The organism is Kitasatospora sp. NBC_01266 (assembly GCF_036242395.1).
GTDB lineage: Bacteria > Actinomycetota > Actinomycetes > Streptomycetales > Streptomycetaceae > Kitasatospora.
Map to the genome: position 1 here is coordinate 6987070 of NZ_CP108458.1, position 23820 is coordinate 7010889.

24 protein-coding genes are annotated in these 23820 nt (G+C 71.7%); 17 read left to right on the forward strand and 7 right to left on the reverse strand.

What is annotated here, in order from left to right:
* Positions 1 to 12: 12 nt before the first annotated feature.
* Entirely contained in the window at positions 13 to 279 is a 267-nt protein-coding gene (locus OG403_RS30040) for a GlsB/YeaQ/YmgE family stress response membrane protein (RefSeq protein ID WP_329569915.1), read from the forward strand.
* A 129-nt stretch (positions 280 to 408) separates the two neighbouring features.
* Here the strand turns inward: OG403_RS30040 and OG403_RS30045 are convergent, their stop codons facing one another.
* From OG403_RS30045 to OG403_RS30055, 3 genes are all read right to left on the reverse strand, one after another.
* Positions 409 to 2421 carry a putative Ig domain-containing protein gene (locus OG403_RS30045; protein WP_329569917.1) on the reverse strand — a complete coding sequence of 671 codons (2013 nt, stop codon included), beginning with the start codon at positions 2419 to 2421 and terminating at the stop codon, positions 409 to 411.
* A 609-nt stretch (positions 2422 to 3030) separates the two neighbouring features.
* Positions 3031 to 3660, reverse strand: coding sequence for a TetR family transcriptional regulator (locus tag OG403_RS30050; RefSeq protein WP_329569919.1), 630 nt, complete (start codon positions 3658 to 3660; stop codon positions 3031 to 3033).
* 122 nt (positions 3661 to 3782) lie between these two features.
* Entirely contained in the window at positions 3783 to 4814 is a 1032-nt protein-coding gene (locus OG403_RS30055; RefSeq protein ID WP_329569921.1) for an aldo/keto reductase, read from the reverse strand.
* A 271-nt stretch (positions 4815 to 5085) separates the two neighbouring features.
* Here OG403_RS30055 and OG403_RS30060 point away from each other — a divergent pair, with 271 nt between their 5' ends.
* On the forward strand, positions 5086 to 7680 hold the full coding sequence (locus tag OG403_RS30060; RefSeq protein ID WP_329569923.1) for an RICIN domain-containing protein: 2595 nt from the start codon (positions 5086 to 5088) through the stop codon (positions 7678 to 7680).
* A 70-nt stretch (positions 7681 to 7750) separates the two neighbouring features.
* Here the strand turns inward: OG403_RS30060 and OG403_RS30065 are convergent, their stop codons facing one another.
* Positions 7751 to 8053, reverse strand: coding sequence for a GNAT family N-acetyltransferase (locus OG403_RS30065; RefSeq protein ID WP_329569925.1), 303 nt, complete (start codon positions 8051 to 8053; stop codon positions 7751 to 7753).
* A 740-nt stretch (positions 8054 to 8793) separates the two neighbouring features.
* On the opposite strand from OG403_RS30065, the gene OG403_RS30070 reads away from it, so the two are divergent.
* The 6 genes from OG403_RS30070 to paaE all read left to right on the forward strand — a co-directional run bounded on the left by OG403_RS30070 (position 8794) and on the right by paaE (position 14027).
* Entirely contained in the window at positions 8794 to 10137 is a 1344-nt protein-coding gene (locus OG403_RS30070) for a M20 family metallopeptidase (RefSeq protein WP_329569927.1), read from the forward strand.
* A 185-nt stretch (positions 10138 to 10322) separates the two neighbouring features.
* The gene (gene paaA, locus OG403_RS30075; protein WP_329569929.1) at positions 10323 to 11294 is read left to right on the forward strand and encodes a 1,2-phenylacetyl-CoA epoxidase subunit PaaA; all 972 of its coding nucleotides are present in this window, start codon (positions 10323 to 10325) and stop codon (positions 11292 to 11294) included.
* The gene (paaB, locus tag OG403_RS30080) at positions 11287 to 11574 is read left to right on the forward strand and encodes a 1,2-phenylacetyl-CoA epoxidase subunit PaaB (protein ID WP_329569931.1); all 288 of its coding nucleotides are present in this window, start codon (positions 11287 to 11289) and stop codon (positions 11572 to 11574) included. The genes paaA and paaB overlap by 8 nt, the downstream gene beginning before the upstream one ends.
* A 13-nt stretch (positions 11575 to 11587) precedes the next feature.
* Complete coding sequence (gene paaC, locus OG403_RS30085) at positions 11588 to 12466, forward strand: 1,2-phenylacetyl-CoA epoxidase subunit PaaC (RefSeq protein ID WP_329569933.1); 879 nt, start codon at positions 11588 to 11590, stop codon at positions 12464 to 12466.
* Entirely contained in the window at positions 12460 to 12954 is a 495-nt protein-coding gene (gene paaD / locus OG403_RS30090; protein WP_329569934.1) for a 1,2-phenylacetyl-CoA epoxidase subunit PaaD, read from the forward strand. Before paaC ends, paaD begins: the two co-directional genes overlap by 7 nt.
* Complete coding sequence (gene paaE / locus OG403_RS30095; RefSeq protein WP_329569936.1) at positions 12954 to 14027, forward strand: 1,2-phenylacetyl-CoA epoxidase subunit PaaE; 1074 nt, start codon at positions 12954 to 12956, stop codon at positions 14025 to 14027. Before paaD ends, paaE begins: the two co-directional genes overlap by 1 nt.
* An 84-nt stretch (positions 14028 to 14111) precedes the next feature.
* Here paaE and OG403_RS30100 read toward each other — a convergent pair whose 3' ends face one another.
* Both OG403_RS30100 and OG403_RS30105 read right to left on the reverse strand, forming a co-directional pair.
* Positions 14112 to 14684 (reverse strand): RICIN domain-containing protein, encoded by a 573-nt coding sequence (locus tag OG403_RS30100; protein WP_329569937.1) that lies wholly within the window; start codon positions 14682 to 14684, stop codon positions 14112 to 14114.
* Positions 14685 to 14706: 22 nt separating this feature from the next.
* A complete protein-coding gene (locus OG403_RS30105) occupies positions 14707 to 15873 on the reverse strand; it encodes an NAD(P)-binding domain-containing protein (RefSeq protein WP_329569939.1) in 1167 nt (388 codons plus the stop codon).
* Positions 15874 to 16046: 173 nt separating this feature from the next.
* Here OG403_RS30105 and OG403_RS30110 point away from each other — a divergent pair, with 173 nt between their 5' ends.
* The 7 genes from OG403_RS30110 (at position 16047) to OG403_RS30140 (ending at position 22255) form a co-directional block, all read left to right on the forward strand.
* Positions 16047 to 17579 (forward strand): recombinase family protein, encoded by a 1533-nt coding sequence (locus OG403_RS30110; RefSeq protein WP_329569941.1) that lies wholly within the window; start codon positions 16047 to 16049, stop codon positions 17577 to 17579.
* Positions 17580 to 18547: 968 nt separating this feature from the next.
* Positions 18548 to 18889, forward strand: coding sequence for an HNH endonuclease (locus OG403_RS30115; protein WP_329569943.1), 342 nt, complete (start codon positions 18548 to 18550; stop codon positions 18887 to 18889).
* A 188-nt stretch (positions 18890 to 19077) separates the two neighbouring features.
* Positions 19078 to 19452: a helix-turn-helix transcriptional regulator gene (locus tag OG403_RS30120; protein WP_329569945.1), complete on the forward strand. Its 375-nt coding sequence runs from the start codon at positions 19078 to 19080 to the stop codon at positions 19450 to 19452.
* Between the two features lie 100 nt (positions 19453 to 19552).
* Positions 19553 to 20440 (forward strand): P22 phage major capsid protein family protein, encoded by an 888-nt coding sequence (locus OG403_RS30125; protein WP_329569946.1) that lies wholly within the window; start codon positions 19553 to 19555, stop codon positions 20438 to 20440.
* Between the two features lie 484 nt (positions 20441 to 20924).
* Positions 20925 to 21230, forward strand: coding sequence for a hypothetical protein (locus OG403_RS30130; protein WP_329569948.1), 306 nt, complete (start codon positions 20925 to 20927; stop codon positions 21228 to 21230).
* A gap of 468 nt (positions 21231 to 21698) precedes the next feature.
* Positions 21699 to 22106: a hypothetical protein gene (locus tag OG403_RS30135; protein ID WP_329569950.1), complete on the forward strand. Its 408-nt coding sequence runs from the start codon at positions 21699 to 21701 to the stop codon at positions 22104 to 22106.
* Positions 22106 to 22255: a hypothetical protein gene (locus tag OG403_RS30140; RefSeq protein ID WP_329569951.1), complete on the forward strand. Its 150-nt coding sequence runs from the start codon at positions 22106 to 22108 to the stop codon at positions 22253 to 22255. The genes OG403_RS30135 and OG403_RS30140 overlap by 1 nt, the downstream gene beginning before the upstream one ends.
* A gap of 140 nt (positions 22256 to 22395) precedes the next feature.
* Here OG403_RS30140 and OG403_RS30145 read toward each other — a convergent pair whose 3' ends face one another.
* On the reverse strand, positions 22396 to 23121 hold the full coding sequence (locus OG403_RS30145) for a GntR family transcriptional regulator (RefSeq protein WP_329569953.1): 726 nt from the start codon (positions 23119 to 23121) through the stop codon (positions 22396 to 22398).
* A gap of 124 nt (positions 23122 to 23245) precedes the next feature.
* On the opposite strand from OG403_RS30145, the gene OG403_RS30150 reads away from it, so the two are divergent.
* Both OG403_RS30150 and OG403_RS30155 read left to right on the forward strand, forming a co-directional pair.
* Positions 23246 to 23479 (forward strand): hypothetical protein, encoded by a 234-nt coding sequence (locus tag OG403_RS30150; protein ID WP_329569955.1) that lies wholly within the window; start codon positions 23246 to 23248, stop codon positions 23477 to 23479.
* Complete coding sequence (locus OG403_RS30155; RefSeq protein ID WP_329569956.1) at positions 23479 to 23649, forward strand: hypothetical protein; 171 nt, start codon at positions 23479 to 23481, stop codon at positions 23647 to 23649. Before OG403_RS30150 ends, OG403_RS30155 begins: the two co-directional genes overlap by 1 nt.
* The last annotated feature ends 171 nt before the right edge of the window (positions 23650 to 23820 follow it).

Consider the following 23820-nt stretch of genomic DNA (forward strand, 5'->3'; position numbering starts at 1 on the left):
GGGCACAGGGACATGGGAATCGTCGGTTGGATCTTGCTGGGTCTGCTGGCCGGGGGCATCGCCAAGCTGCTGCTGCCCGGGCGCGACCCGGGCGGCTTCATCATCACCACGCTGATCGGCGTGGCCGGCTCGTTCGTCGGCGGCTGGCTGTCGGTGCACTTCCTGCACCGGCCGGTGCCCAAGCACTTCTTCGACCTCGCGACCTGGGGCTCGGCCATCGTGGGCTCGCTGGTGCTGCTGATCATCTACCGGCTGCTGTTCGGCAACTCCCGCCGCTGACCGCCCCCGGCCGTTCAGCTGTTCAGCTGCGCGACCCACCCCGGCAGCGCCTGCCGGACAGCCCGAAGGGCCGTGGCACTCGGCCACGGCCCTCGGGTTGCTCAGTGAGCGGAGACTACTGACGTTGCGTCAGCTGGCGTTCAGCGCCGTGTCGTCGACCACGAAGCTGGTCTGCGCGGAGGAGGAGTTCTCCACGCCGCTGAACTTCAGGGTGACGCTCTTGCCGGCGTAGGAGTTGAGGTTGAACGACTCCTGCGTGTAGCCGGTGTTGGCGTTCAGGTTGCTGTAGGTGGCCAGCGTGGTGCCGTTGGCGGTCACGGTCAGCTTGTCCTGGGCGGTGCTGCCGGTCTTGGCGGTGTCGATGTGCAGCCAGAAGCTGAAGTTCGCCGAGCAGTTGGCCGGGACGGTGACGGTCTGCGACAGGGTGTCGGTGTGGGCGGCGCCGTAGCCGTCCAGCCAGGCGTCGTAGCTGCCCGAGTGCGCGGGCTCGTCGGTCGTGTCGCTGTTGATGACACCCGCGGTCGCGGTCCACGGCGAGGCGCTACCGGTCTCGAAGCCGGGGTTGCCGAGCAGCTGGCCGCCGCCGGTGCAGGTGCCGCCCGAGCCGCTGACGGTCCAGGTGAAGCTCGCCGAACCGGTGGCGCCGGTGGCGTCCTTGGCGGTGACGGTCACGTTGTAGGTGCCGGCGGTGCTGGCGGTGCCGGAGATCAGGCCCGAGGAGCTGATCGACAGACCGGTCGGCAGGCCGCTGGCCGAGTAGCTCAGGGTCTGGCCCGAGGCCGAGTCAGAGCCCTTGACCTGCAGGCTGACCGCGCTGCCCGAGGCGGTGGTCTGGTTGCCCGGGCTGGTCACCGTGACGGTGTTGCCACCGGTGCTGCCGCCCGCGGTGAACGCCGCCAGGCCGTTGGGGGTGCCCCAGCCGGTCGGGCCGTCGTAGCCGGTGCCCGCGGTGCAGAGGTAGGTCGGCGAGCAGGTGCCGTTGCTGCCGCTGGTCACGTCGTTCAGCGAGGAGGTGTGGGCGTACGGGTAGGACGACGGGTAGTCGCTGGCCCCGGGGGTGCCGGCGTCGGCGTAGACGCTGGCGATGATCGGCGAGGAGGCGCTGGTGCCGCCGTACACGTCCCAGCCCGTGCCGCCGTAGGTCTGGTAGACCGCGACGCCGGTGGCCGGGTCGGCGACCGCGGAGACGTCGGCGACGGTGCGGTTGCCGCAGCCGCTGTCGGTCTGCCAGGTGGGCTTGGGGTCGTAGGCCGAGCAGCCGGAACCGGTGCCCTCGGTGCTGCTGGTGTTCCAGACCGACTCGGTCCAGCCGCGCGTGTTGGAGGCCTTGCTCAGCGAGGTGCCGCCGACCGCCGTGACGTACTGCGAGGAGGCCGGGTACTCGGCGCCGTAACCACCGTCACCGGCGGAGACCGTGATGGCCACGCCCGGGTGGTTGAAGTACTGGGTGTCCGAGGAGGTGTCGGTGGAGTCCTCGGAGCCGCCGTAGCTGTTGGAGACGAACTTCGCGCCCTGCGACACGGCCTGGTTGACCGCGGTGCCCAGGTCGCTCATGTTCGCCGAGGTCGCCTCGACCAGGATGATGTGCGCGTTGGGCGCCACGGCCGAGACCATGTCCAGGTCCAGCGAGATCTCGCCCGCCCAACCGGTGTCGCCGGTCGGGTAGTTGGTGCTGCCGTCCTCGGCGATCTTCTTGAAGCAGCCGTTCGCGGTGGTGCAGGCCGGCAGGCCGAACTGGGAGCGGTAGACGCCCATGTCCGACTCGGCGTTCGGGTCGTCCTGCGCGTCGACGATCGCGATGGTCTGCCCGCTGCCGCCGTTGGCCGGCAGGCTGTACGCGCTCTGCAGGTCGCTGGGGCCGTAGCCGGACGGGGTCGCGTTCGGGGAGACCGCGTGCAGGGCGAAGGCGTGCGGCTGCACCACGTTGGTGCGGGCCAGCGCCAGACAGGCCATCTGGCCCGGGTGCGTCGGGGCGGCGCACAGGTGCTTGACGGCGACCTGGGCGTTGGCGGTGCTCTGCGCGTCGGCCGCGTGGGCGGTCGGGGCGAGCAGGCCCAGGGCGGCGAGTGCCGTGGTGGGCAGGACGGCGGTCAGCGCGCGCAGCTTGCGCTGGCGTGGACCGGCCGAGGTGTGGGTGCGCAAGGTCGAACCCTCCGTGGGGGTCGGGGCCGCGCCTGGTCGGCCTGGGGTACGGCCGGGGCCGGGGCGGGCCCGTGCTGGTGGATCTCGGCACGTGCGGACGGCCCGGCGGCTGGTGGCCGCAGGCCGGACGCACCGCTCGCGGGCGCATGCCGTGAGCGGTGCGGGCAGTGGGGGCGGTGCGGATGGCACGGGCGGTGCGGATGGCACGGGCGGTGCGGTGGTGCGGGCGGTGCCGAACGGCACAGCCGGCGAGTCGCGCGCGGTACTGCTGAGGCGCTGATCAATACGGCGTGACGGGCCCGCCTGTCGGGGGGCCGCGCACGCGGGTGGGGGAGCGAGCGCGCGGACTCGGGGCAGACACTGGCACGTTCATGACATCCGAGAGGATGTCAAGTCCATGACAGCGAAAGGCCCCACACCTGGCCGCAGTGTGGTGCGGGCCGGTGTGGGGCTGACGCTAGTGGGCGTTGCTGACAGGCGGCAAGGCGCCGGAGCGATCCTTTACCTGGATGAAATGCTCAACCGGGTTGGCCAGTGGGTTTTATCCAGGGCAAACCGGTCGTTCCTCGGGTTGACGAACCGTCAGTACTGCGTTACCTGTGCCGCCGGTCACTTCTTCGCGGGGCGGGGCGCGGGCTCGCCGTTGCCCCACTTGCCGCGCAGACCCGCATGCAGCAGGGACCAGAGCGACTCGAAGTCGGCGATCGCGCGGCGCTCGTCGGCCCACTCGCCGGCGTGCCCCGGGTCGTGGAAGTGCGCGGTGGCCTGGAACACCGAGCGGGCTGTGGGCGCGACCGGGACAGCGCTGAACTCACCCTGCCAGATGCCGTCCTGGATGATATGTGCGAGCTGTGCGGTGAGCGTGTCCAGGTGCCCGTCCACGGTGTGGCTGTTCTCGCCGACCAGGACGAGGTAGGTGGCGAAGAGCTCCGGGTCGTCCAGCGCCTTCTTGCGCTTGGCCGCGAAGAGGGTGGCCAGCCAGCGGTGCAGCCGCTCGCCGGCCGAGCCGGTCTCCACGGTGATCGCCTGCAGACTCTCGTGCTCCTGGTCCAGCCAGCGCTGGGTGACCGCCTCGCGCAGCGCGGCCTTGCTGGGGAAGTGCCGGTAGACGCTGCCGTGGCTGACCCCGAGGGTGCGCGCGATGTCCACCACGGTGGCCTTGGCCGGGCCGAACCGCCGCAGCACGTCCTCGGCAGCGCTGAGGATCTGCTCGGGGGTGAGGGTGGTGTCGCTGGTCACGGAGTGCTACGTCCTATCTGGTCCGGCGGGTGCCGCTGACGGCCGGCGGCCGACGGCGTGGGCTGTCGCGGGGCCCGCACGGCTCCCGGGGCGGTCGGCGCCCCGGGAGGCCGCTGCTCGACTCAGTGCTCGCGGGGCGCGCTGTGCGCGCTCTGCTCGCTGTCGAGGTGGGCCATCTGTGCGGCAGCGTACCTCTCACCGGCGGCGGCACCGGCGGGCACGGCTGCCTCGATGGCCGCGAGGTCGGCGGCGTCGAGGTGCAGGTCGAGCGCGCCGAGCGCCTCACTGAGCCGCTCCCGGCGGCGGGCGCCGACCAGCGGCACGATGTCCTCGCCGCGCCCGGCGACCCAGGCGATCGCCACCTGGGCCACGGTGGCGCCCTTGGCCTCGGCGATCGCGCGCAGCGCCTCGACCAGGCTGAGGTTGTGGGTCAGGTTCTCGCCCTGGAAGCGGGGGCTGAAGCCGCGGAAGTCGGTGCCGGCCAGCTCGCGCTGCGGCGTCCAGTGGCCGCCGAGCAGGCCGCGGGAGAGCACGCCGTAGGCGGTGACGCCGATGCCCAGCTCGCGGGCGACGGGCAGCACCTCGGCCTCCGGGCCGCGGGAGAGCAGCGAGTACTCGATCTGCAGGTCGCTGATCGGGTGCACCGCGGTGGCCCGGCGCAGGGTGGCGGCGCCGACCTCGGAGAGGCCGATGTGGCGCACGTAGCCGGCCTTCACCAGGTCGGCGATGGCACCCACGGTCTCCTCGACCGGGACGTTCGGGTCGAGCCGGGCCGGGCGGTAGACGTCGATGTAGTCGGTGCGCAGGCGGCGCAGCGTGTAGGCGAGGGCGGTCTTGGTGCCGGCGGGGCTGGCGTCGTAGCCGAGCCAGGAGCCGTCCGGGCCGCGCTGGGCGCCGAACTTCACGCTGAGCTGGACGGACTCGCGGTCGCGGCCGCGCAGCGCGTCGTGGATCAGCAGTTCGTTGTGGCCCATGCCGTAGAAGTCGCCGGTGTCGATCAGGGTGACCCCGGCGTCCAGGGCGGCGTGGATGGTCGCGATGCTCTCGGCCTCGTCGGCCGGGCCGTAGAGGTCGGACATGCCCATCGCGCCCAGGCCGAGGGCGGAGGTGGTGGGGCCGGTGCGGCCGAGCTTGCGGGTGCTGATGGCGGTCATCTGGGGCTCCGTGGGGTGGTGCGGGGGGTCTGGCGGGTGCCTTCGATGACAACTTTGGCATGACGGCTGACAGATTTCAATAACTGTCATCGGTCATCTGTTCTCCGGCCTCGGCCACCCTCCCGCCCGACGCGCTCAACTGTCATCCCGTGCACGATCCTTGACGGTCAGTCATTGCAACCCTACTGTGTGATTTTGCTCAGTTGCGTTTGCTTTGCCGCGCCCTTCGCGCACAATCCCCCACGGCGAACCACGGGAGGACTGCACCCAGATGCGAACCGACCCCCGAACTCCGAGTTCCCGAAGCTCCCGAACGCCCCGCTCCCGAACGCCCCGCTCCCGAACACCGCGCCACCGCACCCCCCGCCCCCGTGGCGTCGCCCCGGTCACCCTGGCCGTCCTCGCGCTCTGCCTGGCCCTGCTCACCAGCCGCGCCCAGGCCGCGCCCACCCCCACGGCCGCGGCCACCCCGACCCCCACCCGCGCCGCCGCCCCCGCGAGCCCCCGCGCCGCCGCCCCCGCCGCGATCGCCCCCACCGCCGTCACCGTCGACGGCACCTCACCCGGCCGCACCTTCGACGGCGTCGGCGCGATCAGCGGCGGCGGCGGCAACTCGCGCCTGCTGGTCGACTACCCCGAACCGCAGCGCAGCCAGATCCTCGACGACCTCTTCACCCCCGGCCAGGGCGCCGCGCTGCAGATCCTCAAGGTGGAGATCGGCGGCGACACCAACTCCACCGACGGCGCCGAGTCCTCCATCGAGCACACCCGGGGCACCATCGACTGCGACAACGGCTACGAGTGGTGGCTGATGGAGCAGGCCAAGGCCCGCAACCCGGGGATCAAGCTCTACGCCCTCTCCTGGGGCGCTCCCGGCTGGATCGGCAACGGCAACTTCTGGTCCCAGGACATGATCGACTACCTGGTCTCCTGGCTCGGCTGCGCCAAGCAGCACAACCTGACCATCGACTACCTCGGCGGCTGGAACGAGCGCGGCTACAACGCCGCCTGGTACGAGAACCTGCACGCCACCCTCGCCGCCAAGGGCTTCGGCTCCACCAAGGTGGTCGGCGCCGACGACACCTGGGCGATCGCCACCGCGATGCGCACCGACTCCGCGCTGGACAACGCCGTCGACATCGTCGGCACCCACTACCCCTGCGGCTACATGTCGGCGATGACCAGCTGCAGCAGCACGCCCGACGCGCTGGCCACCGGCAAGCAGCTGTGGGCCAGCGAGAACGGCTCCGAGGACGCCGACACCGGCGCCGCCCCGATCGCCCGCGGGCTCAACCGCGGCTACCTGGACGCCAAGCTGACCGCCTTCATCAACTGGCCGCTGGTCGCGGGCATCTACCCCAACCTCGGGTTCAACACGATGGGCCTGGTCACGGCCAACCAGCCGTGGTCCGGCGCCTACGCGGTCGGCAGCAGCACCTGGGCCATCGCGCAGACCACCCAGTTCACCGCCCCCGGCTGGCAGTACCTGGACACCGCCTCCGGCTACCTGGCCGGCAACCGGGCCAACGGCAGCTACGTCAGCTACGCCTCGCCCGACCGCGGCGCCTGGAGCACCGTCTTCGAGACGATGGACGCCACCGGCCCGCAGGACGTGACCCTCCAGGTCGCCGGCGGCCTGCCCGGCGGTGCGCTGCACGTCTGGTCCACCGACCTGTCCTCCGGCGCCGCTACCGCCCACCTGGTCCCGGGCCCGGACCTGACCCCCGGCGCCGACGGCAGCTACCGGCTGACCCTGCAGCCCGGCCAGATCTACACCGTGACCACCACCACCGGCCAGGGCGCCAGCACCGCCACCTCCCCGCAGCGCGGCCTGCTCGCGCTGCCCTACCAGGACAGCCTGGCCGGTACCGGCACCGGTCAGGAGGCCCGCTACTTCAGCACCATGAACGGCGCCTTCGAGACCGAGCCCTGCGCCGGCGGCCGCCCCGGGAACTGCCTGCGCCAGCAGGCCCCGACCACCCCGATCCGGTGGACCGACGAGACCGCCGACCAGCCGTACGCCACCATGGGCGACCTGAGCTGGACCAACTACACGGTCAGCACCGACGCGCTGCTCGAGCAGTCCGGCACCGCCGAACTGCTCGGCCGGGTCGGCACCCAGGGCCGCAACAACAACGGCCTGAACGCCTACAACCTGCGGGTCGGCGACAACGGCGCCTGGACGATCCTCAAGGACGGCCAGGGCTGGACCTTCACCACCCTCGCCTCCGGGACCGTCCCCGCACTGGGCCTGAACACCTGGCACCACCTGGCGCTGAGCTTCCAGGGCAGCACCATCACCGCGACGCTCGACGGCAGCACGCTGGCCACCGTCACCGACAGCAGCTACGGCGCCGGCCAGATCGCGCTGGGCACCGGCGGCTACTACAACGCCCAGTTCAGCAACCTGTCCATCACCCCGGGCAGCAGCACCCCGCTGGACGGCACCTACCAGCTGGTCAACGGCAACAGCGGCCAGCTGCTGGACGCCGCCAACCAGGGCACCGCCGACGGCACCCCGGTCATCCAGTGGCCGGGCAACGGCGGTACCAACCAGCAGTGGCGGCTGACCAGCACCGGCGACGGCTACTACACCGTCACCGGCGTGGCCAGCGGCAAGGCGCTCGACGTGCCGAACGTCAGCCCGATGCCCGGTACCCAGCTCGACCTCTGGACGCCGAACGGCGGGACCAACCAGCAGTGGCTGGTGGTCCCGGCGGGCAACGGCGGATACACGCTGGAGTCGCGCTCGGACGGCGATCTCGCCGACATCGACGGGGCGTCGCTGCTGATGGGCGCCCAGGCGATCCAGTGGCCGCCGAACGGCGGTGCCAACCAGAGCTGGCAGCTGGTCAAGGTCGGCTGACCAGGTGTCGGGGCGGGCCGGCCGGCCCGCCCCGACACCCGGGCGGCCCCCGGTCCTGGGCCGGGCGCGCTCAGTCGCGGACGCTGCTCCGGTTCTCGTACGCGAGGTCCTGGTAGTCGGGGTGGCGCTCCATCCAGCCGTGGATGAACGGGCAGGTCGCCAGCACGCCCAGCCCGCGCCGGCGCGCGTCGTCCAGCGCCGTCCGGGCCAGCGTGCCGCCCACCCCCTGCCCCTCGAAGGCCGGGTCGACCACGGTGTGCGGGTAGACCACCAGGCTGTCGGTGCGGATGTACTCGGCGAAGCCCGCCGCCACGCCGTCCACCTGCGCCTCGAAGCGGTTCGCCGACGGGTTGTCACGCACGGTCACGGTCATTCGAAGATCTCCCGGTGCTGCTCGGCTGCTCTGCTGACGGTTGCTCAGCGCTGCCCATCATCGGTGATCCACCGCCGCCGGGTCCGCCCTGACGCCTGCCGAGGCACCCGGCCGCGCCCGGGGCCGGGGCGGCCGTCACCCATCCGGCGTGGATCGGTGCGGCAAGGGCGATTCGCCATGCTGAAGCGTCGCGGCGGGTCCATCGTGGAGGGGTGGGCGCGATCCGGTGACCGCGCCCGCTCCGGCCGGTCCGGGTCCGAGCGCCGCGACGTGCCAACAGCCGCGCCCCGATACCCCGCCAGCAACCTCTGGCGAGCCCGCGCACGCCCCCGGTCCGGTCCGCGGCATGGGCCACCTCGCCGGAAACCGACGCGTTCTTCTAGGCTCACTTCGGCTTCCCCTGCCACGGTGTCACCCACGCCGCAACCTGGAGGCCGCTGCCCACGGGGGTCCCGGTCGCACCGGGACCGCCGGATCGAGCGAGGAGGACGTATGTCGAGCAGTCGTTCCATCGCACCACACACCCTTCGGCCACCCGCCGTCGTACCGCAGGCGAACCGCCGGCCGGCGGCCGGCCCAGGCCCGGTGGGCCACCGGCGAGCGATGGGGTGTCGCCCGGTCGCCGCCCCGGTCTGCTGTCCGCCGGCCGCCGGTCGGGCCCGGGCCGTCACGGTCGGCCACGGCGGCCGACCGGTGGCGCCCGGTGCGCTGAGTACGGGATGCCGCCGCGGAGGTGTTCGGTGAGCCCGCACACCACGACCTCGACGTCGCTGCCGACCGCCCTGCCGACCGCCGACGGGCCGACCCCCGACGGCCCCGCCGCCGACCCGGTGTCAGCCGACCCGGTCTCAGGCACCGGACCGGGTGTCGAGGACGAGGCGCTGCCCACCCTCCCGGACACCCTCGTCGCGCGGGCCCGCACGCTCTCCGGCGCCGTCCGCCGCCGCTGCGCGGACCTGGCCCGGATCGAGTCGCCGAGCGGTGACGCCGAGCGGCTCGACGCGCTGGCCGAGGAACTGTCGGCCGGCTACCGCGCCACCGGCGCCGAGGTGCGCCGGGAGCGGGGCGCGGCCGGCGACCATCTGCTGCTGAACTGGCGCGGCCAGCACGAGGACCTGCCGCACCTGCTCTTCGTCGGCCATCACGACACCGTCTGGCCCGCCGGCATCCTGGCGGACTGGCCGGTGACCGAGCACGACGGTGTGCTCAGCGGCCCTGGCGTGCTCGACATGAAGGGCGGCCTGGCCCTCCTCGAAGGCGCCTTCGCCCTCCTCGCCGACCTCGGCCTGCGCCCGTACCACTCGGTGCGCGTGGTGGTGACCTCGGACGAGGAGGTCGGCAGCCCGGACGGCCGCCGCGTGGTGGAGCGCCAGCTCCCCGGCGCCGCCGCCGTCCTGGGCCTGGAACCGCCGCACGAGGACGGCCGGTTGAAGACCGCCCGCCGAGGGGTCAGCCGGGTCAGGCTCACCGTCACCGGCCACGAGGCGCACGCCGGCAGCCACCCCGAGGACGGCACCTCGGCGGTGGACGAACTGGTCGACCAGCTGGTCGCGGTCCGCGACCAGCTGGGGCACCAGCCAGGCACCGAGCTGAACACCGGCCGGATCCGCGGCGGCACCCGGGCGAACGTGGTGGCCGGGCAGGCCGAGGCCGAACTGGGCCTGCGGTTCGCCACCCCGGAGGCGCAGCGCAGCACGCTGGACAGCCTGGCGCACCTGACCGCGCTGCGTCCGGGCGCGCTGATCACCACCGAGGTGCTCTCCAGCCGGCCGGCCTGGCCCGAGCGCTCCGGCGGCAACGCGCTGCTGCACCACGTGCGCTCGCTGGCCGCCGCGCTCGGCCAGCAGCTGGACGGCGCCCCGGCCGGCGGGGCGGGGGACACCAACCTGGCGGGCGCCCGCGGGCTGCCCACGCTGGACGGGCTGGGCGCGGTCGGCGCCGGTCCGCACGCGCGTGACGAGCACATCGAGCTGGACCAGCTGGCGCCGCGGATCGCGCTGCTGGCCGGGCTGCTCGCGGTGCCGCTGCCCCGGCTGCGCCCGCGCAGCGGCGCGGCACCGGAGGCGGTGCGACGGCGTTCCTGAGCGAGCGCGTTCCCGAGTGGGCGCGTTCCTGAGCGAGCGCGTTCCCGAGTGAGCGCAGTGCCGAGGGCGAGCCGCACGGTCGGCTCGCCCTCGGCGTTGCGGCTGTTCAGCGGGGGGTCCTTGTCATCCGTGCGCCGATGGCTACACAATGGAACCGACCGAACGGTCAGTCGGGAGGAATCGTCATGGTGGCAGTGCAAGCGGCCGGCGCCGCCGAGCCCGGAGTGCCCGCCGAGCCGGCCGAGCGCTTCGAGGCGGTGATCGCCGCCGAGCAGCGGATCGAGCCGCGCGACTGGATGCCGGACGCGTACCGGGCCACCCTGATCCGTCAGATCGCCCAGCACGCGCACTCCGAGATCATCGGCATGCAGCCCGAGGGCAACTGGCTGACCAGGGCCCCCTCGCTGCGCCGCAAGGCGATCCTGCTCGCCAAGGCCCAGGACGAGGCCGGCCACGGCCTCTACCTCTACGCGGCGGCCGAGACCCTCGGGGTGGACCGCGCGGAGCTGACCGAGAAGCTGATCAGCGGCCGGCAGAAGTACTCCTCGATCTTCAACTACCCGACGCTGAACTTCGCCGACGTCGGCGTGATCGGCTGGCTGGTGGACGGTGCGGCGATCTGCAACCAGGTCCCGCTCTGCCGCTGCAGCTACGGCCCGTACGCGCGGGCCATGGTGCGGGTCTGCAAGGAGGAGTCCTTCCACCAGCGGCAGGGCTACGAGCTGCTGATGACCCTGATGCGCGGCACCGAGGGCCAGCAGCGGATGGTCCGGGACGCGGTGGACCGCTGGTGGTGGCCGTCCCTGATGATGTTCGGCCCGCCGGACGGCGACTCGCCGAACACCGCGCAGTCGATGGCCTGGCGGATCAAGCGGCACACCAACGACGAGCTGCGACAGCGATTTGTCGACATGACGGTGCCCCAGGCGCAGCACCTCGGCGTCACCCTGCCCGACCCCGAGCTGCGCTGGAACGAGGAGCGCGGCAGCTGGGACTTCGGCGAGCCGGACTGGTCCGAGCTGATGCGGGTGATCAAGGGCCAGGGGCCGTGCAACACCCAGCGGATCGACCGCCGCCGGGCCGCCCACGAGGAGGGCGGCTGGGTCCGCGAGGCGGCCGTGGCCTATGCGAAGAAGCGTGAGGAGTCCGATGTCTGACCAGTCCTGGCCGCTCTACGAGGTCTTCGTCCGGCCGCGGCGTGGCCTGAACCACGTCCACGTCGGTTCGCTGCACGCCCCCGACGACCGGATGGCGCTGCTCGCCGCCCGTGACCTCTACACCCGCCGCAACGAGGGGGTCAGCCTCTGGGTGGTCCGCTCCTCGGCGATCACCGCCTCCGCGCCCGACGAGCGCGACCCGTTCTTCGCGCCCAGCGGCGACAAGGTCTACCGCCACCCCACCTTCTACGACATCCCCGAGGATGTCCCGCACATCTGATCCGGGGGACCCGATGACCACCGATGACCACGTCTACCTGACGCTCGCCGAGGGCGATCACGAGGCCGAGGCCCGCTGGGCCTACGGCACCGGCTTCGCCGACCCGCTGCTCGGCGTCGACACCACCGTGCCGCCGGACGTCGACGGAGCCGACCTCTCGCTCTACTGCCAGCTGCTCGGCGACGACGCGCTGATCCTCGCCCAGCGGCTGATCGAGTGGTGCACCAGGGCACCCGAGCTGGAGGAGGAGGTGGCGCTGGCCAACCTCGGCCTCGACCTGCTCGGCCAGGCCCGCCTGCTGCTCACCCGGGCCGGGCAGGCGGACGGCAGCGGGCGCACCGAGGACGACTTCGCGTACTGGCGCGCCGAGCACGAGTTCCGCAACGTGCGCCTGGTCGAGCTGGCGAACGGCGACTTCGCGTTCTCGATCGCCCGGCTGCTGCTCTTCGCCACCGCCCGCCGCGCGCTCTACCAGCGGCTGGCCGGCGGTCCGGACCCGGTGCTCGCGGCGGTCGCCGCGCGTGGCGTCAAGGAGCTGGCCTACCACCAGGAGTACGCCAGCGCCTGGACGCTGCGGCTGGGCGACGGCACCGCGTACTCGGCGCAGCGGATGCAGGCCGGCCTCGACGCGGCCTGGCCGCTGCTCGACGAGCTGTTCACCGCGCACGAGGTGGAGCTGCGGCTCGGGCTCGACCCCGCCGAGCTGCGCGAGCCGGTGCTGGCCGAGCTGGCCGCCGTGATCGCCGAGGCCACCCTGGCGGTGCCCACCGTCGGGCCGCTGGCCCGGATCGGCGGCCGGGCCGGGCGCGACGGCGTGCACACCGAGGCGCTCGGGCCGCTGCTGGCCGAGCTGCAGAGCGTGGCCCGGGAGCACCCGGGGGCGACATGGTGAGCACCCTGGCCGACCGGGACGCCGCCCGGATCGCGGGCGCCGTGCCCGACCCCGAACTGCCCATGCTCACGCTGGCCGACCTCGGCGTGCTGGCCGGGGTCGAGCAGGACGGCGACGCGGTGACCGCCTGGCTCACCCCGACCTACTCCGGCTGCCCGGCGGTCGCCGAGATGGCCGCCGACGTGGAACTGCGGCTGCGCGCGGCCGGCTTCACCGAGGTCCGGGTGCGGCTGCGGCTCGACCCGCCGTGGAGCACCGACCTGATCACGGCGGCCGGCCGGGCCAAGCTCGCCGCCGCCGGGATCGCACCGCCGTCGCCGTCCTCGGCCGGGGTGCTGCAACTGGGGCGGACCCGGCTGGCCGTCGACTGCCCGCAGTGCGGCTCGGCCGACACCGAGGAGCTGTCCCGGTTCGGCTCCACCGCCTGCAAGGCGCTCTGGCGCTGCCGGGCCTGCCGCGAGCCGTTCGAACGCATGAAGGAGATCTGATGGCGACCCGCCGTGCGCAGTTCCACCCCCTGCGGATCGCCGCCCTGGACCGGCTCTGCGACGACGCGGTGGCCGTCACCTTCGAGGTGCCGGGCGAGTTGACGCAGGACTTCACCTTCCGGGCCGGCCAGACCCTGACGCTGCGTCAACTGGTGGACGGCGCCGACGAACGGCGCTCGTACTCGATCTGCACCCCGGTCGGCGGCGCGCTGCGGATCGCGGTGCGCGAGGTGCCCGGCGGGCTCTTCTCGGAGCAACTGGTGCGCCGCGCGGCCGTCGGGGACGCCGTGGAGGTGCTGCCGCCCAGCGGCGCGTTCACCGCCGACCTGAGCGTGCCGGCCCGCCACGTGCTGATCGCCGCCGGCTCCGGCATCACCCCGATGCTCTCGATCGCCGGCACCGTGCTGGCCGCGCACCCCTCGTCGCGCGTCACACTGCTGTACGGCAACCGGCGCAGCGACACCGTGATGTTCGCCGACGAGCTGGCCGACCTCAAGGACCGCTACCTGGACCGCTTCGAGCTGCTCCACGTCCTGTCCCGCGAGGCCCGCGACGCCGAACTGCTCAGCGGCCGGCTGGACACCGACCGGGTCAGGACCCTGCTGGCCGCGCTGGTGGACGTACGGGCCGTCGGCCACTGGTGGCTCTGCGGCCCGTACGGGATGGTGACCGAGGTCCGCGAACTGCTGACCGGCCCGCTCGGCGTCGCACCGCAGACGGTGCACCAGGAACTCTTCCACGCCGAGGACGAGCCGATCGCCGCGCGGGCCGCGGACGACGAGCCGCCCGCCGAGGGATCCAGCGAGGTCACCGTAGTCCTCGACGGCCGCCGCAGCACCCTGCGCCTGCCGCGCGACCGCAGCGTCCTCGACGGTGCCCAGCACTCCCGCCCCGACCTCCCGTTCGCCTGCAAGGGCGGCGTCTGCGGCACCTGCCGGGCCCAGGTCACCGAGGGCGAGGTGGAGATGCGCCGCAACTTCGCCCTGGAGGAGAAGGAGTTGGCGGCGGGCTACGTACTCACCTGCCAGGCCCGGCCGGTGACGGACAAGGTGACCGTGGACTACGACGCCTGATCCCCGCCCGCCGGACCAGGACGCCCGGACCAGGACGCCGCCGGCCCGCGGGGCCCGCTCGGCGGCGTCCTCGATGGCGGCCTGTCAGGTGGCGGACTGCCAGATGGGGGCCGAGCCGACGGCCCACAGCTGGTTGATGCCGCCGTTCTGGTCCCACTGGTCGGCCTGGGTGCCCCAGTCGGTGCTCCAGGCGGGGATCTCCAGGCACTTGGCGCTGTGCACGTTGTAGGCGAACCAGACCGTGTCCTCGAGCACGGAGGACTGCTCCGGGAAGTTGGCGTTGCCAGGCTCCCACTTCTGGTTGTCGCCGCCGGTGCACTGCCACTGGCGGGCGGCGGCGCCGTCGCTGGTGCTCCAGTCGGCGATCTCCAGGCAGAGGCCGCTGTGCAGGTTCACGAACTGGCCGTCCTTGAAGATCCACTTCTGGTTGTCGCCGCCGGTGCACTGCCACTGGCGGGCGGCGGCGCCGTTGCTGGTGCTCCAGTCGGCAATCTCCAGGCAGAGCTTGCTGTTGACGTTCCTGATCGTGTCACCGGTGTGCGGGTCCGTCACGTCCGCGGAGGCGTTCGCGGCGGGCATCATGACCGTGACGGTGGCGGCCGCCACCAGAACCCCCAGCGTCTGCTTGAGCCTGGTGCTGCCGTGGTGCTTCGACATCGTTCCCCCTGTGGATGGTGGGTCAGGTCGCCCTGACTCGGAGGTCATCAGCGTACTGGTGATCGAACAGGGGTCGATTCATCAGGGCGGCCCGGTCGATGACGGGGGAGGTGGGCGTGTGCGCGGGCTGAACGACGGGTGCGCCGAGCAGCCGCACGATCCCGTCGACCGCCGCCCGCCCCGCCCGGTTCGCGCCGATGGTGCTCGCGGACGGCCCGTAGCCGACCAGGTGCACGCGTGGGTCGGCCACCGCCCGGGTGCCGTCCAGGCGGATGCCGCCGCCGGGTTCGCGCAGGCCGAGGGGTGACAGGTGGCTGACCTCGGGGCGAAACCCGGTGGCCCAGATGATCGCGTCGACCTCGATCTCCTGGGCGCCCCAGGCGATGCCGCGCTCCGTCAGCCGGTCGAACACCGGGTGCCGGTGCAGCACGCCCAACTCGCGCGCCCGGTGCAGCGCCACCGAGGGGCCGAGGCCCGTCACGCTCACCACGCTGCGCACCGGCAGTCCCTGGCGCACCCTGTCCTCCACCAGGGCGACCGCCGCGCGTCCCGCCTGCGGGGTGAAGGGGCCTTCGCGGAAAGCCGGTTCGCGCCGGGTGACCCACACCGTCTCGGCCACCTCCCCGAGTTCGGCGAGCAGTTGGATCGCCGAGGCCCCGCCGCCGACCACGGCCACCGTCTGTCCCGCGAACGAAGCCGGGCCCCGGTAGTCGGCGTAGTGCAGCTGCCGGCCGGCGAAGTGGCCCGGGTAGTGGGGGAGGAAGGGCCTGGTCCAGGTGCCGGTGGCGTTGATCAGGGCGCGGGCGGACCAGAGGCCGGCGGTGGACTCCACCAGCAGGCGGCCTCCCGTGCCGCGCACCGCGCTCACCTTGGCGGGGCGCACCACCGGCAGCGTGTGGCGGGCCTCGTAGGCGGCGAAGTAGCCGGGCACCACCTCGCGCGCGGGGGCGGTGGGGTCCGGCGGCGGCAGCTCGAAGTCGGGCAGGTCGTGAAAGCCGTGCACGGTGGCCATTTGCAGCGAGGGGGAGCGGTGCGCCCAGGCTCCGCCGGGTGCCTGGTCGGCGTCCAGCACCACGAAGCCGTCGAACGGGGCGAAGCCGCGCCGGCGCAGGTGGTAGGCGGCGGACAGGCCCGCCTGACCCGCGCCGAGCACGGCTACGTCGACTTCAGTTGCGCCTTCAACAGTCACGTCCGTGAAACATCACGGGCGGGACCGGATGTTCCCGTCAGCCCGCCGGACTGATCACCACCGCCGTGCCGTACGCGCAGATCTCCGTCCCGAGATCGGCCGCCTCGGTTGCTGGAACACCCCTGCATCTCCTCTGACGTGCGGGGTTCCAGCAACGCACGGAGACTCAGAGCATGGCCGAGGAAATCGACCTGTACCTACGGAAGTCCAAGGTCGTTCGGGAGCGGGAAGCCCGCGACCTGCTGTCCGTGCAGGCGCAGGAGGACCGGGGCCGCCGCTGGGCGGATGACCACGGGTACACGGTCCGGCGGGTATGGGTGGACAACCTGTCGGCATGGTCGGACATCAAGCGACCGGAGTTCGACAAGGCCCTGTCGGCGCTGCGAGCGGACGACGTTCCTGCCCTGTGGTGCTACGCCATGGACCGGTGGTCCCGGAAGGGTGCCGGGGACGTGGTGCCGATCCTGGACGCCGGTAAGCGGCTGATCTTCGACTATGAGCGGCTGGACTCCGCCGAGCCCCGCGACCGGCGGAGGATCATCGACTCTGCTGAGCAGGCCCGCGAGTATTCCGATCGGCTGAGCTACAACGTCCGGGACACGAAGGCCACGCAGCGTAACGCTGGCAAGTGGTTGGGGCGGGCCCCGTACGGGCTCGACGTGGACCCGAAGACGCGAAAGCTCAAGCCGGGGCAGGCTGACCTCTGGGCGACGGTCCTGAGGCTGTTCGAGACCATCGCCGACGGCAAGTCTGGTCGGGCGACGGCGCGGGAGATGAACGCCGCTGACACATGGGCGAGTCGGCCCGCGCGCGGTGGTCAGTGGTCTGTGTCGTCTATCCACCGGATCATCTACAACCCCGCCTATCAGGGATGGCAGGTGACGAACCGCAAGGGCGTGCCAGGGCACGCGGTCGAATACCGCGACGCGAACGGGGACAGGGTGTCGGTGGTGGCCGAGGGTGTTGAGCTGGTCCCGCAGGACCTTGCGGACCGGGCTCGCCGGGCGCTGGCAGGCCACGTGATGCCGATCCGTGGGCAAGGCGCGAAGCAGGGGACCGCGCGGCATCTGCTCACTGACCTTGCCGAGTGCGGCGGTTGTGGTGGGGCTGCGCCGTCCACCGGCCGCAATCACGTCTGCTCCTGGCATACGCAGGGCAAGCTGTGCCCGGCCCCGGTGTCAGTCAGCCGCCTGCCGCTGGAGGAGTTCGTCACTCGGATGTGGCTCGCCCGGCTGACCACGGCGGACCCGGAGAACCCGGATGACCTGGAGTTGCTGGCTGTCGTGGCGCAACGCTGGGCGGCCCACCAGCACCCGGATGAGACGCGGGAGCTGGAGGAGGCCAGAGGCGCACTGAAAGCCGCTGAGGCGGGCGTACAGCGGCTCGCGGAAGCGCACGCAGCGGGGCTCTACAGCGGCGCGATGGGGAAGCACTTCCCCCGACTGGTTGCCGAGGCCGAGGCCCGGTTGGTCACAGCGCAGGAGCGGGTTACGGAGCTTTCGGGCGGCGGGCCGCTGGAGATCGGGTTCCTGCTGGAGCACCGGTGGGCGCGGGAGGCGTGGGAGGCTGCCGACTTGCCGCTTCGGCGGGACCTGCTCCGGCTGGCCATTGACCGTGTGGTGATCACCAAGGGTGTCCGGGGTGTCCGGGGGTTCGACGGCCACAAGCGCGTGTCGATCAAGTGGGCCGAACTGGCTGCCGCCTGAGGGGTGCCCGACAGGCCGTCTGCCGACTCCGGCGGGCGGCCCGCTGTCGTTGTAGGAAACCTCCCAGCCGGCGGCTGGGGTGGCGGCCCGGGATTGAGCGGCTGTGTGCTCCAGGGCTTGTAGGGCTTCCACAGGATGCGCGGTTATCGGCGGACCTGCTGGAGATGGTGTGGCAGAAGCCGCGAGGGTGGGAGTAGAAGGAGGAGGGCACGCGCGACCCTGACGCTTGTTAACTGCCCCGGCTCAATATGTGTGGAGACGTTCTCTGTCATGAGAAGACGGGACGGCGTTAACCGGACTGCCTGAACATATGTGCAGAGATGCAGGCGCGCGGTGCCTTTGGCTGCATCTGTGAGAGACCCCGGCCGTGTGCCGGGGTCTCTTGCTTTTGCCTCGGGATTCGCCCGCAGGCGAGAGGGGCGGTTGCGCCTGCACCTGTTCATGATCACCGCGTTTCGTCGGGGGGAGGAGTGCCGGACATGGAGACCATCACGGCCCGGTGCCGGGTGTGCGGGGTGCGGCCCCGGGCCCGGGACGGCCCGCAGGCGGTCTGTGCGGACGACCGCTGCCGCAGGGCGTTCGCCCTGGCACAGGAGTCCCAGCGCGCGGCGCTGAGAGAGCTTGCGGACCCCGCGCTGTGCGGTGAGTGCGGCGAGCCGTCGGGTAGGCGGCCCGCCCGCGCTGGGCAGGTCACCTACTGCGAACGGTGCGCGGCCGACCGCAGGGTTCGCCGCCGTGAGGATGCCCGCCGCGCCGAGCTACTGGAGCGCACCGCACAGGGCCCCCGGCCGTGCCACAACCCCCGGTGCACGGGCGTCGTGGACGCGCTGGCGGACCCCCGCAGGCGCTACTGCTCCGAGAAGTGCTCCCGCGCCGCCGAGCACGCCCGCCGCAAGGCCCGGCAGGCCGGTAGAGATCAAGGCGAGAAGCCCCGCCCGTGCCGACGCTGCCGCTTCCGCAAGGAGGTGATGCAGTTCCCGGACGGCGTGTGCCGCGCTTGCCAGGCCGAGCAGCGCCGCCGCATCAAGGACCGCCGGGAGTCGATCCGCCGCAACGTGTCGCGGCGGTTCGGCGGCCACTGTGCGTACTGTCCGCCTGCGCTGGCCACGCCGGGTGAAGTCCTGGACCACGTCCAGCCGGTGGCGCGCGGCGGGCTCACGGAGATCGCCAATCTCCGCTGGGCCTGCCGCGACTGCAACACCGACAAGGGCGACATGCTCCTGACCGAGTGGATCTCACCCCGCGAACGCCTGACCCCACCTCAGATTCGGGGGGATGTCGTGACGTGCGCAAACCCCGCGTCCCCCTGACCCCAGGGAGGGGGCCGCACCCCGCACCGCACCCGCCGAGCCCCTTGCCAGAGCGGGCCGAGCCCCACCCGCGCCCCCAACCATGATCACCAAATTCGGGGCGGGCGAGGCCGCCAGCGTGCCGTTTCACCCCGAACCCCCTGGTGATCATGAACCCCGCCGCCCGACCGAACGAAGGACCCGCCGCCATGATCCACCCGATCACCCTCAACGCCCGCCGCAAGGCCCTGGACCTGTCCGTCACCGAGGTCGCCGACCGTGTCGGCGTCCACCTCGCCACCGTCTACGCCTGGGAGGCCGAGGACAAGACCCCGACCCCCGCGCACTACCTCACGTGGTGCAACGCGCTCGGACTGACCTACCGCGACGTGGTCAACCACGAAGCGTGGGAGGCCAACCCCGACGCCGAGTTCACGTTCCTGTCCGCCCTGCTCACCCTGCGCCGCACGACGGGCACCCACTTCATGAGCGGTGAGGCCCGGCTGTTCCGCGCCCCCGAGGGCCACCGCGCGCCGACTGCCGCCGACCTGTTCAACGGGCTCCCCGCAGCTTCGGCCGGCTGACCGCCCGACACCACCAACTCCCCAGCCCCGTGCCGCAGATGGCCGGGGCTTGCCCGTTCCCGCCACTGCGGCGGGCACCCCGAGGAAAGGCGCTACCCGTATGACCAGCAACACCTTCGAGATATCCGACGTCGTCGCCGTGAGCCTGGCCCTGATGCGCTCGAACTCCGTGCTCGGTGAGTGCGTGATGCGTGACGCCGAGGCCGCGTTTACCGGAGGGCGGGGCGACTCGGTGCGGGTGCGGACCCCCAAGCGCCGCGTCGCCCAGAACTTCAACGGCACTACCGTCTACACCAAGGTGGAGGAGGGCCACGCCCAGGTGAAGCTCACCGACGAGCCCACCGACGCCGCAGCGTTCACCACCAAGGACATGACCCTCAACATCGAAAGCTTCGGGGAGCAGGTCCTCAAGCCGCAGATGGACGCCGTCTCGACCTACGTCGAGAAGGCCGCCGCAGCGCTGCTGAACGCCGCGAGCAAGGCCACCGGAGCCCGGGTGATCAAGGCGGACGCCAAGCCGGGCGATGTCGGTCACGTCGTGAAGATGCTGACCGCAGCCGCCGCCGACTTCACCCGCCGCGAGATCCCCGCCACGGACCGCTTCCTCGCCATCGGCCCCGACGCACAGAACGTCCTCCTGGACGTCGAACAGCTCCAGAAGGTCAACGAGTCCGGAGACCCCCACGCGCTGCGCAACGCGACCATGGGCGACCTGTTCGGCTTCCGCGTCGTCGTCTCGCCCTACCTGGACGGCGCGGTCGCCTTCCACAAGACCGCATACGCCCTGGCCGTCCGCGCCCCCAACGAGGTCCAGGGCGGGGCACGCTCGGTCTCCGCCGCCGACAACTCGTACGCGCTGCGAGTGACCATGGACTTCGACCCGTCCGTGAAGTCCGAGGTCTCCATCGTGGACACCCTGTGCGGCGTGGCCACCATCGACGCCACCCGCGCGATCGCTTTCACGCTCACCCCGCCCGCCAAGGTGTAGCCCCCGTCCGGGGACCTTGGGAAAAATTTCCCAAGGTTCCCGCCATCCCGCCGGGCGCTCAAACTCCAAATGGAATTTGAGCGCCCAGGGCTCAATGCCCAAACGGGCATTGAGCCATCCCGCCTAACCGGCTCAAACGGACCAGTTCCGCGCCACCCGAGACGCACCGGCCAGGTGTCAAAAATGACACTTGGCCCTGCCCTCGCCTGCCCCCCGAGGCGGGGCCTCGCGCCGCCACCGTGCTCGCCAAATGCCCGTTTGGGCATTTGGCGGGCCCCTCACGCCCTCTGATCGAAGACCGGAGAGACCCCTGTCCACGGACCGCCCCACGCCCGCCGAGGCCATCCCCGGCGGTGTCGCCCATCCCGACACCCCCACCCCGTACGACGCACCGACGCCCCCGCCCACCGAGGCTGACCCCTCCGGCCGGCCGGAGCCCGAGCCCGACCCGCGAGACGCCCGGATCGCCGACCTGGAAGCCGAGTTGGCCCACATCCGTGAGGAGCACAGCGGCGCGTCCGTCGAGGCCGACGAGCTACGCGGCCAGGCCGCCGAGGACGCCCGCCGGGCCGAGGCGGAGCAGGTCATCACCGCGTACTCGCTGCCGCCGTTTGCCGCTGACGCTGCCCGCGCCGCCGCACCCTTCGTGGACCTGGACGCGCTGTGCCGCAATCTGGCCGAGGCCGCCGTCCCGCGCCCGCTCTTCGGCCGGGGTGGACTCGACCCGACCGCCCCCGCCAAGCCCGATCACCAGGCCATCGCCGAGCGGCTGATCCGGCGGGCGTGGTGACCGTGGACGGTTGGCTCATGTCAGTTTTGACATGAGCCTCGGGAGGACACCCCGTCGTGAGGTGCCTCGGACAATTCCGAGGGTGAGCGGGCTGCTGCTCCGTCCACTCATGTCCATCTGGACATGAGTGGACGGAGAGTGGACCCACTCCGCAGGTAACTGCGGAAAATTCCGCAGTTACCGCAGCCAAAGAGTCCAACGAACTCGCGCTAAAACAACGCGAGTTGATGGTATCGATCAACGAAAGAAGAACGACCTCCGTGTCGTCAGGTGAGCTGTTCGGTGTGTGACACCGAGAGCTGAGCCCGGGGGGTGACTCTCCTTTGCGTCTCTCTCCCCTCCGGGGCGTCATAGCAGCTCAGATCCGATGCGATCAGAGAACCAGACCACTTTCAAGCCCAAATCCCGTGCACGCACTGGGCTGGAGGCCCTTCCGGCCCGTACTCAATACCCCACGAAGGCAGCACCATGACCAACGACCCCCCCGAGACCAGCGGACGCCCGGCCGGGAGTCGGCGGGACCGCATCCGGGCCCGGCTGATCCGCCAGTTCACGGAGGATCTTCCCGATCCGGACGGCGGGGAGCCCATCCCCGGCCAAGTCCTGGACCCCGCCGATCACGTCCTACTCGACAACGCCGCCGCCCTGCTGGCCGAGGCCGAAGCACTCGAAGATCAGGTCCGCCGAGACGGCCGGATGATCAACGGCGGGATGCGAGCCGGGGTCAAGGTCATCCACCCTGCCATTGCCCAGGCCGAACGCAACCGCACCGCCGCCGACAGGGTGCTCCGCCCGCTCCGCCCCGCCCCGGACACCGCGCCGCGCGGCCACAACGCCCGCTCGGCTGCCGGGGCACGCTGGTCAGGGCGTCTCTGATGGCCCGCCGCAGGCAGGACCCGGAGGCGGTCGCCCGGCGGCACGCGGCTGAACTGGTGGACGACCTGTCGTTGTGGCTGACCGAGCTCGACCACGCCCGGGGCGTCTGCGACTGCTCCGGCGGGCCGCCGCTTCACCCGGACGACTGACGTCACCAACTAGCCACGGCTTGCCTCCACTTGGTGGCTGGCCGGGGCTTTTCGTGCGTTCTAAGGTCCGTCGGGGTCCCTCGGCTCGGAGGTCCGCCGGCCACGGGGGCAAGGATCCGTAGTCAGGTTCCGACTGATCGTCAGGGCACGTACTCGTAACCAATGGTGTACCGGGTGGGGATGCACCACTCCCCGTACTCGATGACTCCGTCAGCATCCGAGAATCGGTGGGCTCCTGCGAGGATCGGAGCCCCGACCTTGATGCCGAGGTTGGACGCTTCGCGGGCGTTGGCGTCCCTGCCGTGCATGTCGTCGCGGGCGTGGGTGATGGTGCGTCCGGTGGCCTCCAACACCTTGGCGAGGAGGCCACCGTTCTTCCCAGGTGCTGTGGACAGCAGATCGGGTACCAGTGCGGCGAACTGCACTGGGTAGTAGACCCCTTGGTACATCGTGCGGTGCTTGCCCCGGCCGGTGACGAACTCCCGCCGTACGAGTTGATCCCCCGGTTCGAGGTCGAACAGGTCGGCGACGTACAGGGGCGGCACCTTGAGCTCTGCCACGGTAACGATGTTTGTCTCTCCGGCCATGAGACTGGACCTGACGCGCTGGACCTGTAGGAGTCGATCCCGGGAGCTGGCGGTGACGGTGGCTTCGTCGGCTACGTATGTTCCGCGCGGGCTGGTCCTGACGTACCCCTCCACAACCAGGTGTTGCAGTGCGCGGCTGACGGTTGCGGACGACACGCCCCATCGGTCCGTCATGGCGCGGTTGGTGGGTAGCTTCGTGCCGGGCTCCAGCTCGCCGGACAGTATGGCCTGCCGGTAGTGGTCCGCAATGACTGTGTATGGCTTACCGGTGCTGGCCATGGTCCACCCCTAGGGAAGTGATGCGCCGTCAGTGCCTTAGAGCACCCGCAATGCTACTCCCGACAGTCACGTGTCTCATACCCTCTGTGTTAAGTCACTCCCCGGTGCCTTGAGGAGGTCACCCGTGTCCGCAGCAGTGCACAACGAGCCCCCGCCGGAGCGCAGCAGGCCCACGGCCAGCCGTCAGGCCCTGGCGCAGTACCGCGAGGAGCAGCGCACCAAGCCCCGCACCGGTAACCCCCTGGGCGACTACGACCCCACGGCTGTGGAGCGCATGACCGCGAACTTGAGTCCGGGGCACGTCTACGTGAAGCACTGCGAGTGCCCCATGCATCGAGCGCCGGAAGAGGCAGCGTGATGGGCAGTCAGCTCCAGCTGCCGGCCGAATCGCCTGACTTCGAACCCGAGGCCGACGAGCAGCCCAGCGACCCGGAGTCCCCCTCCGGCCCCGGCGCGTTGGAGCCCGCCGAGTCGGACACCATGCGGCGGCTGCGTGAGGGCATGGCTCGCCACCGCCACCGCATCTGAGACCCCCGTGCCGGGAGCCGGAAAGGGTTCTCGCTCCTGGCACGGGCGCAAAGCTCCCGCCCCGATCGACGTTCCTTGGACCGCATGCCGACCGGAGCGGGGTCCGCAACACCGAACGGCCCGGCCACCAAAGGGTGGTCGGCTCGACTCAGTGTGAGGAGTCCTCAGTAT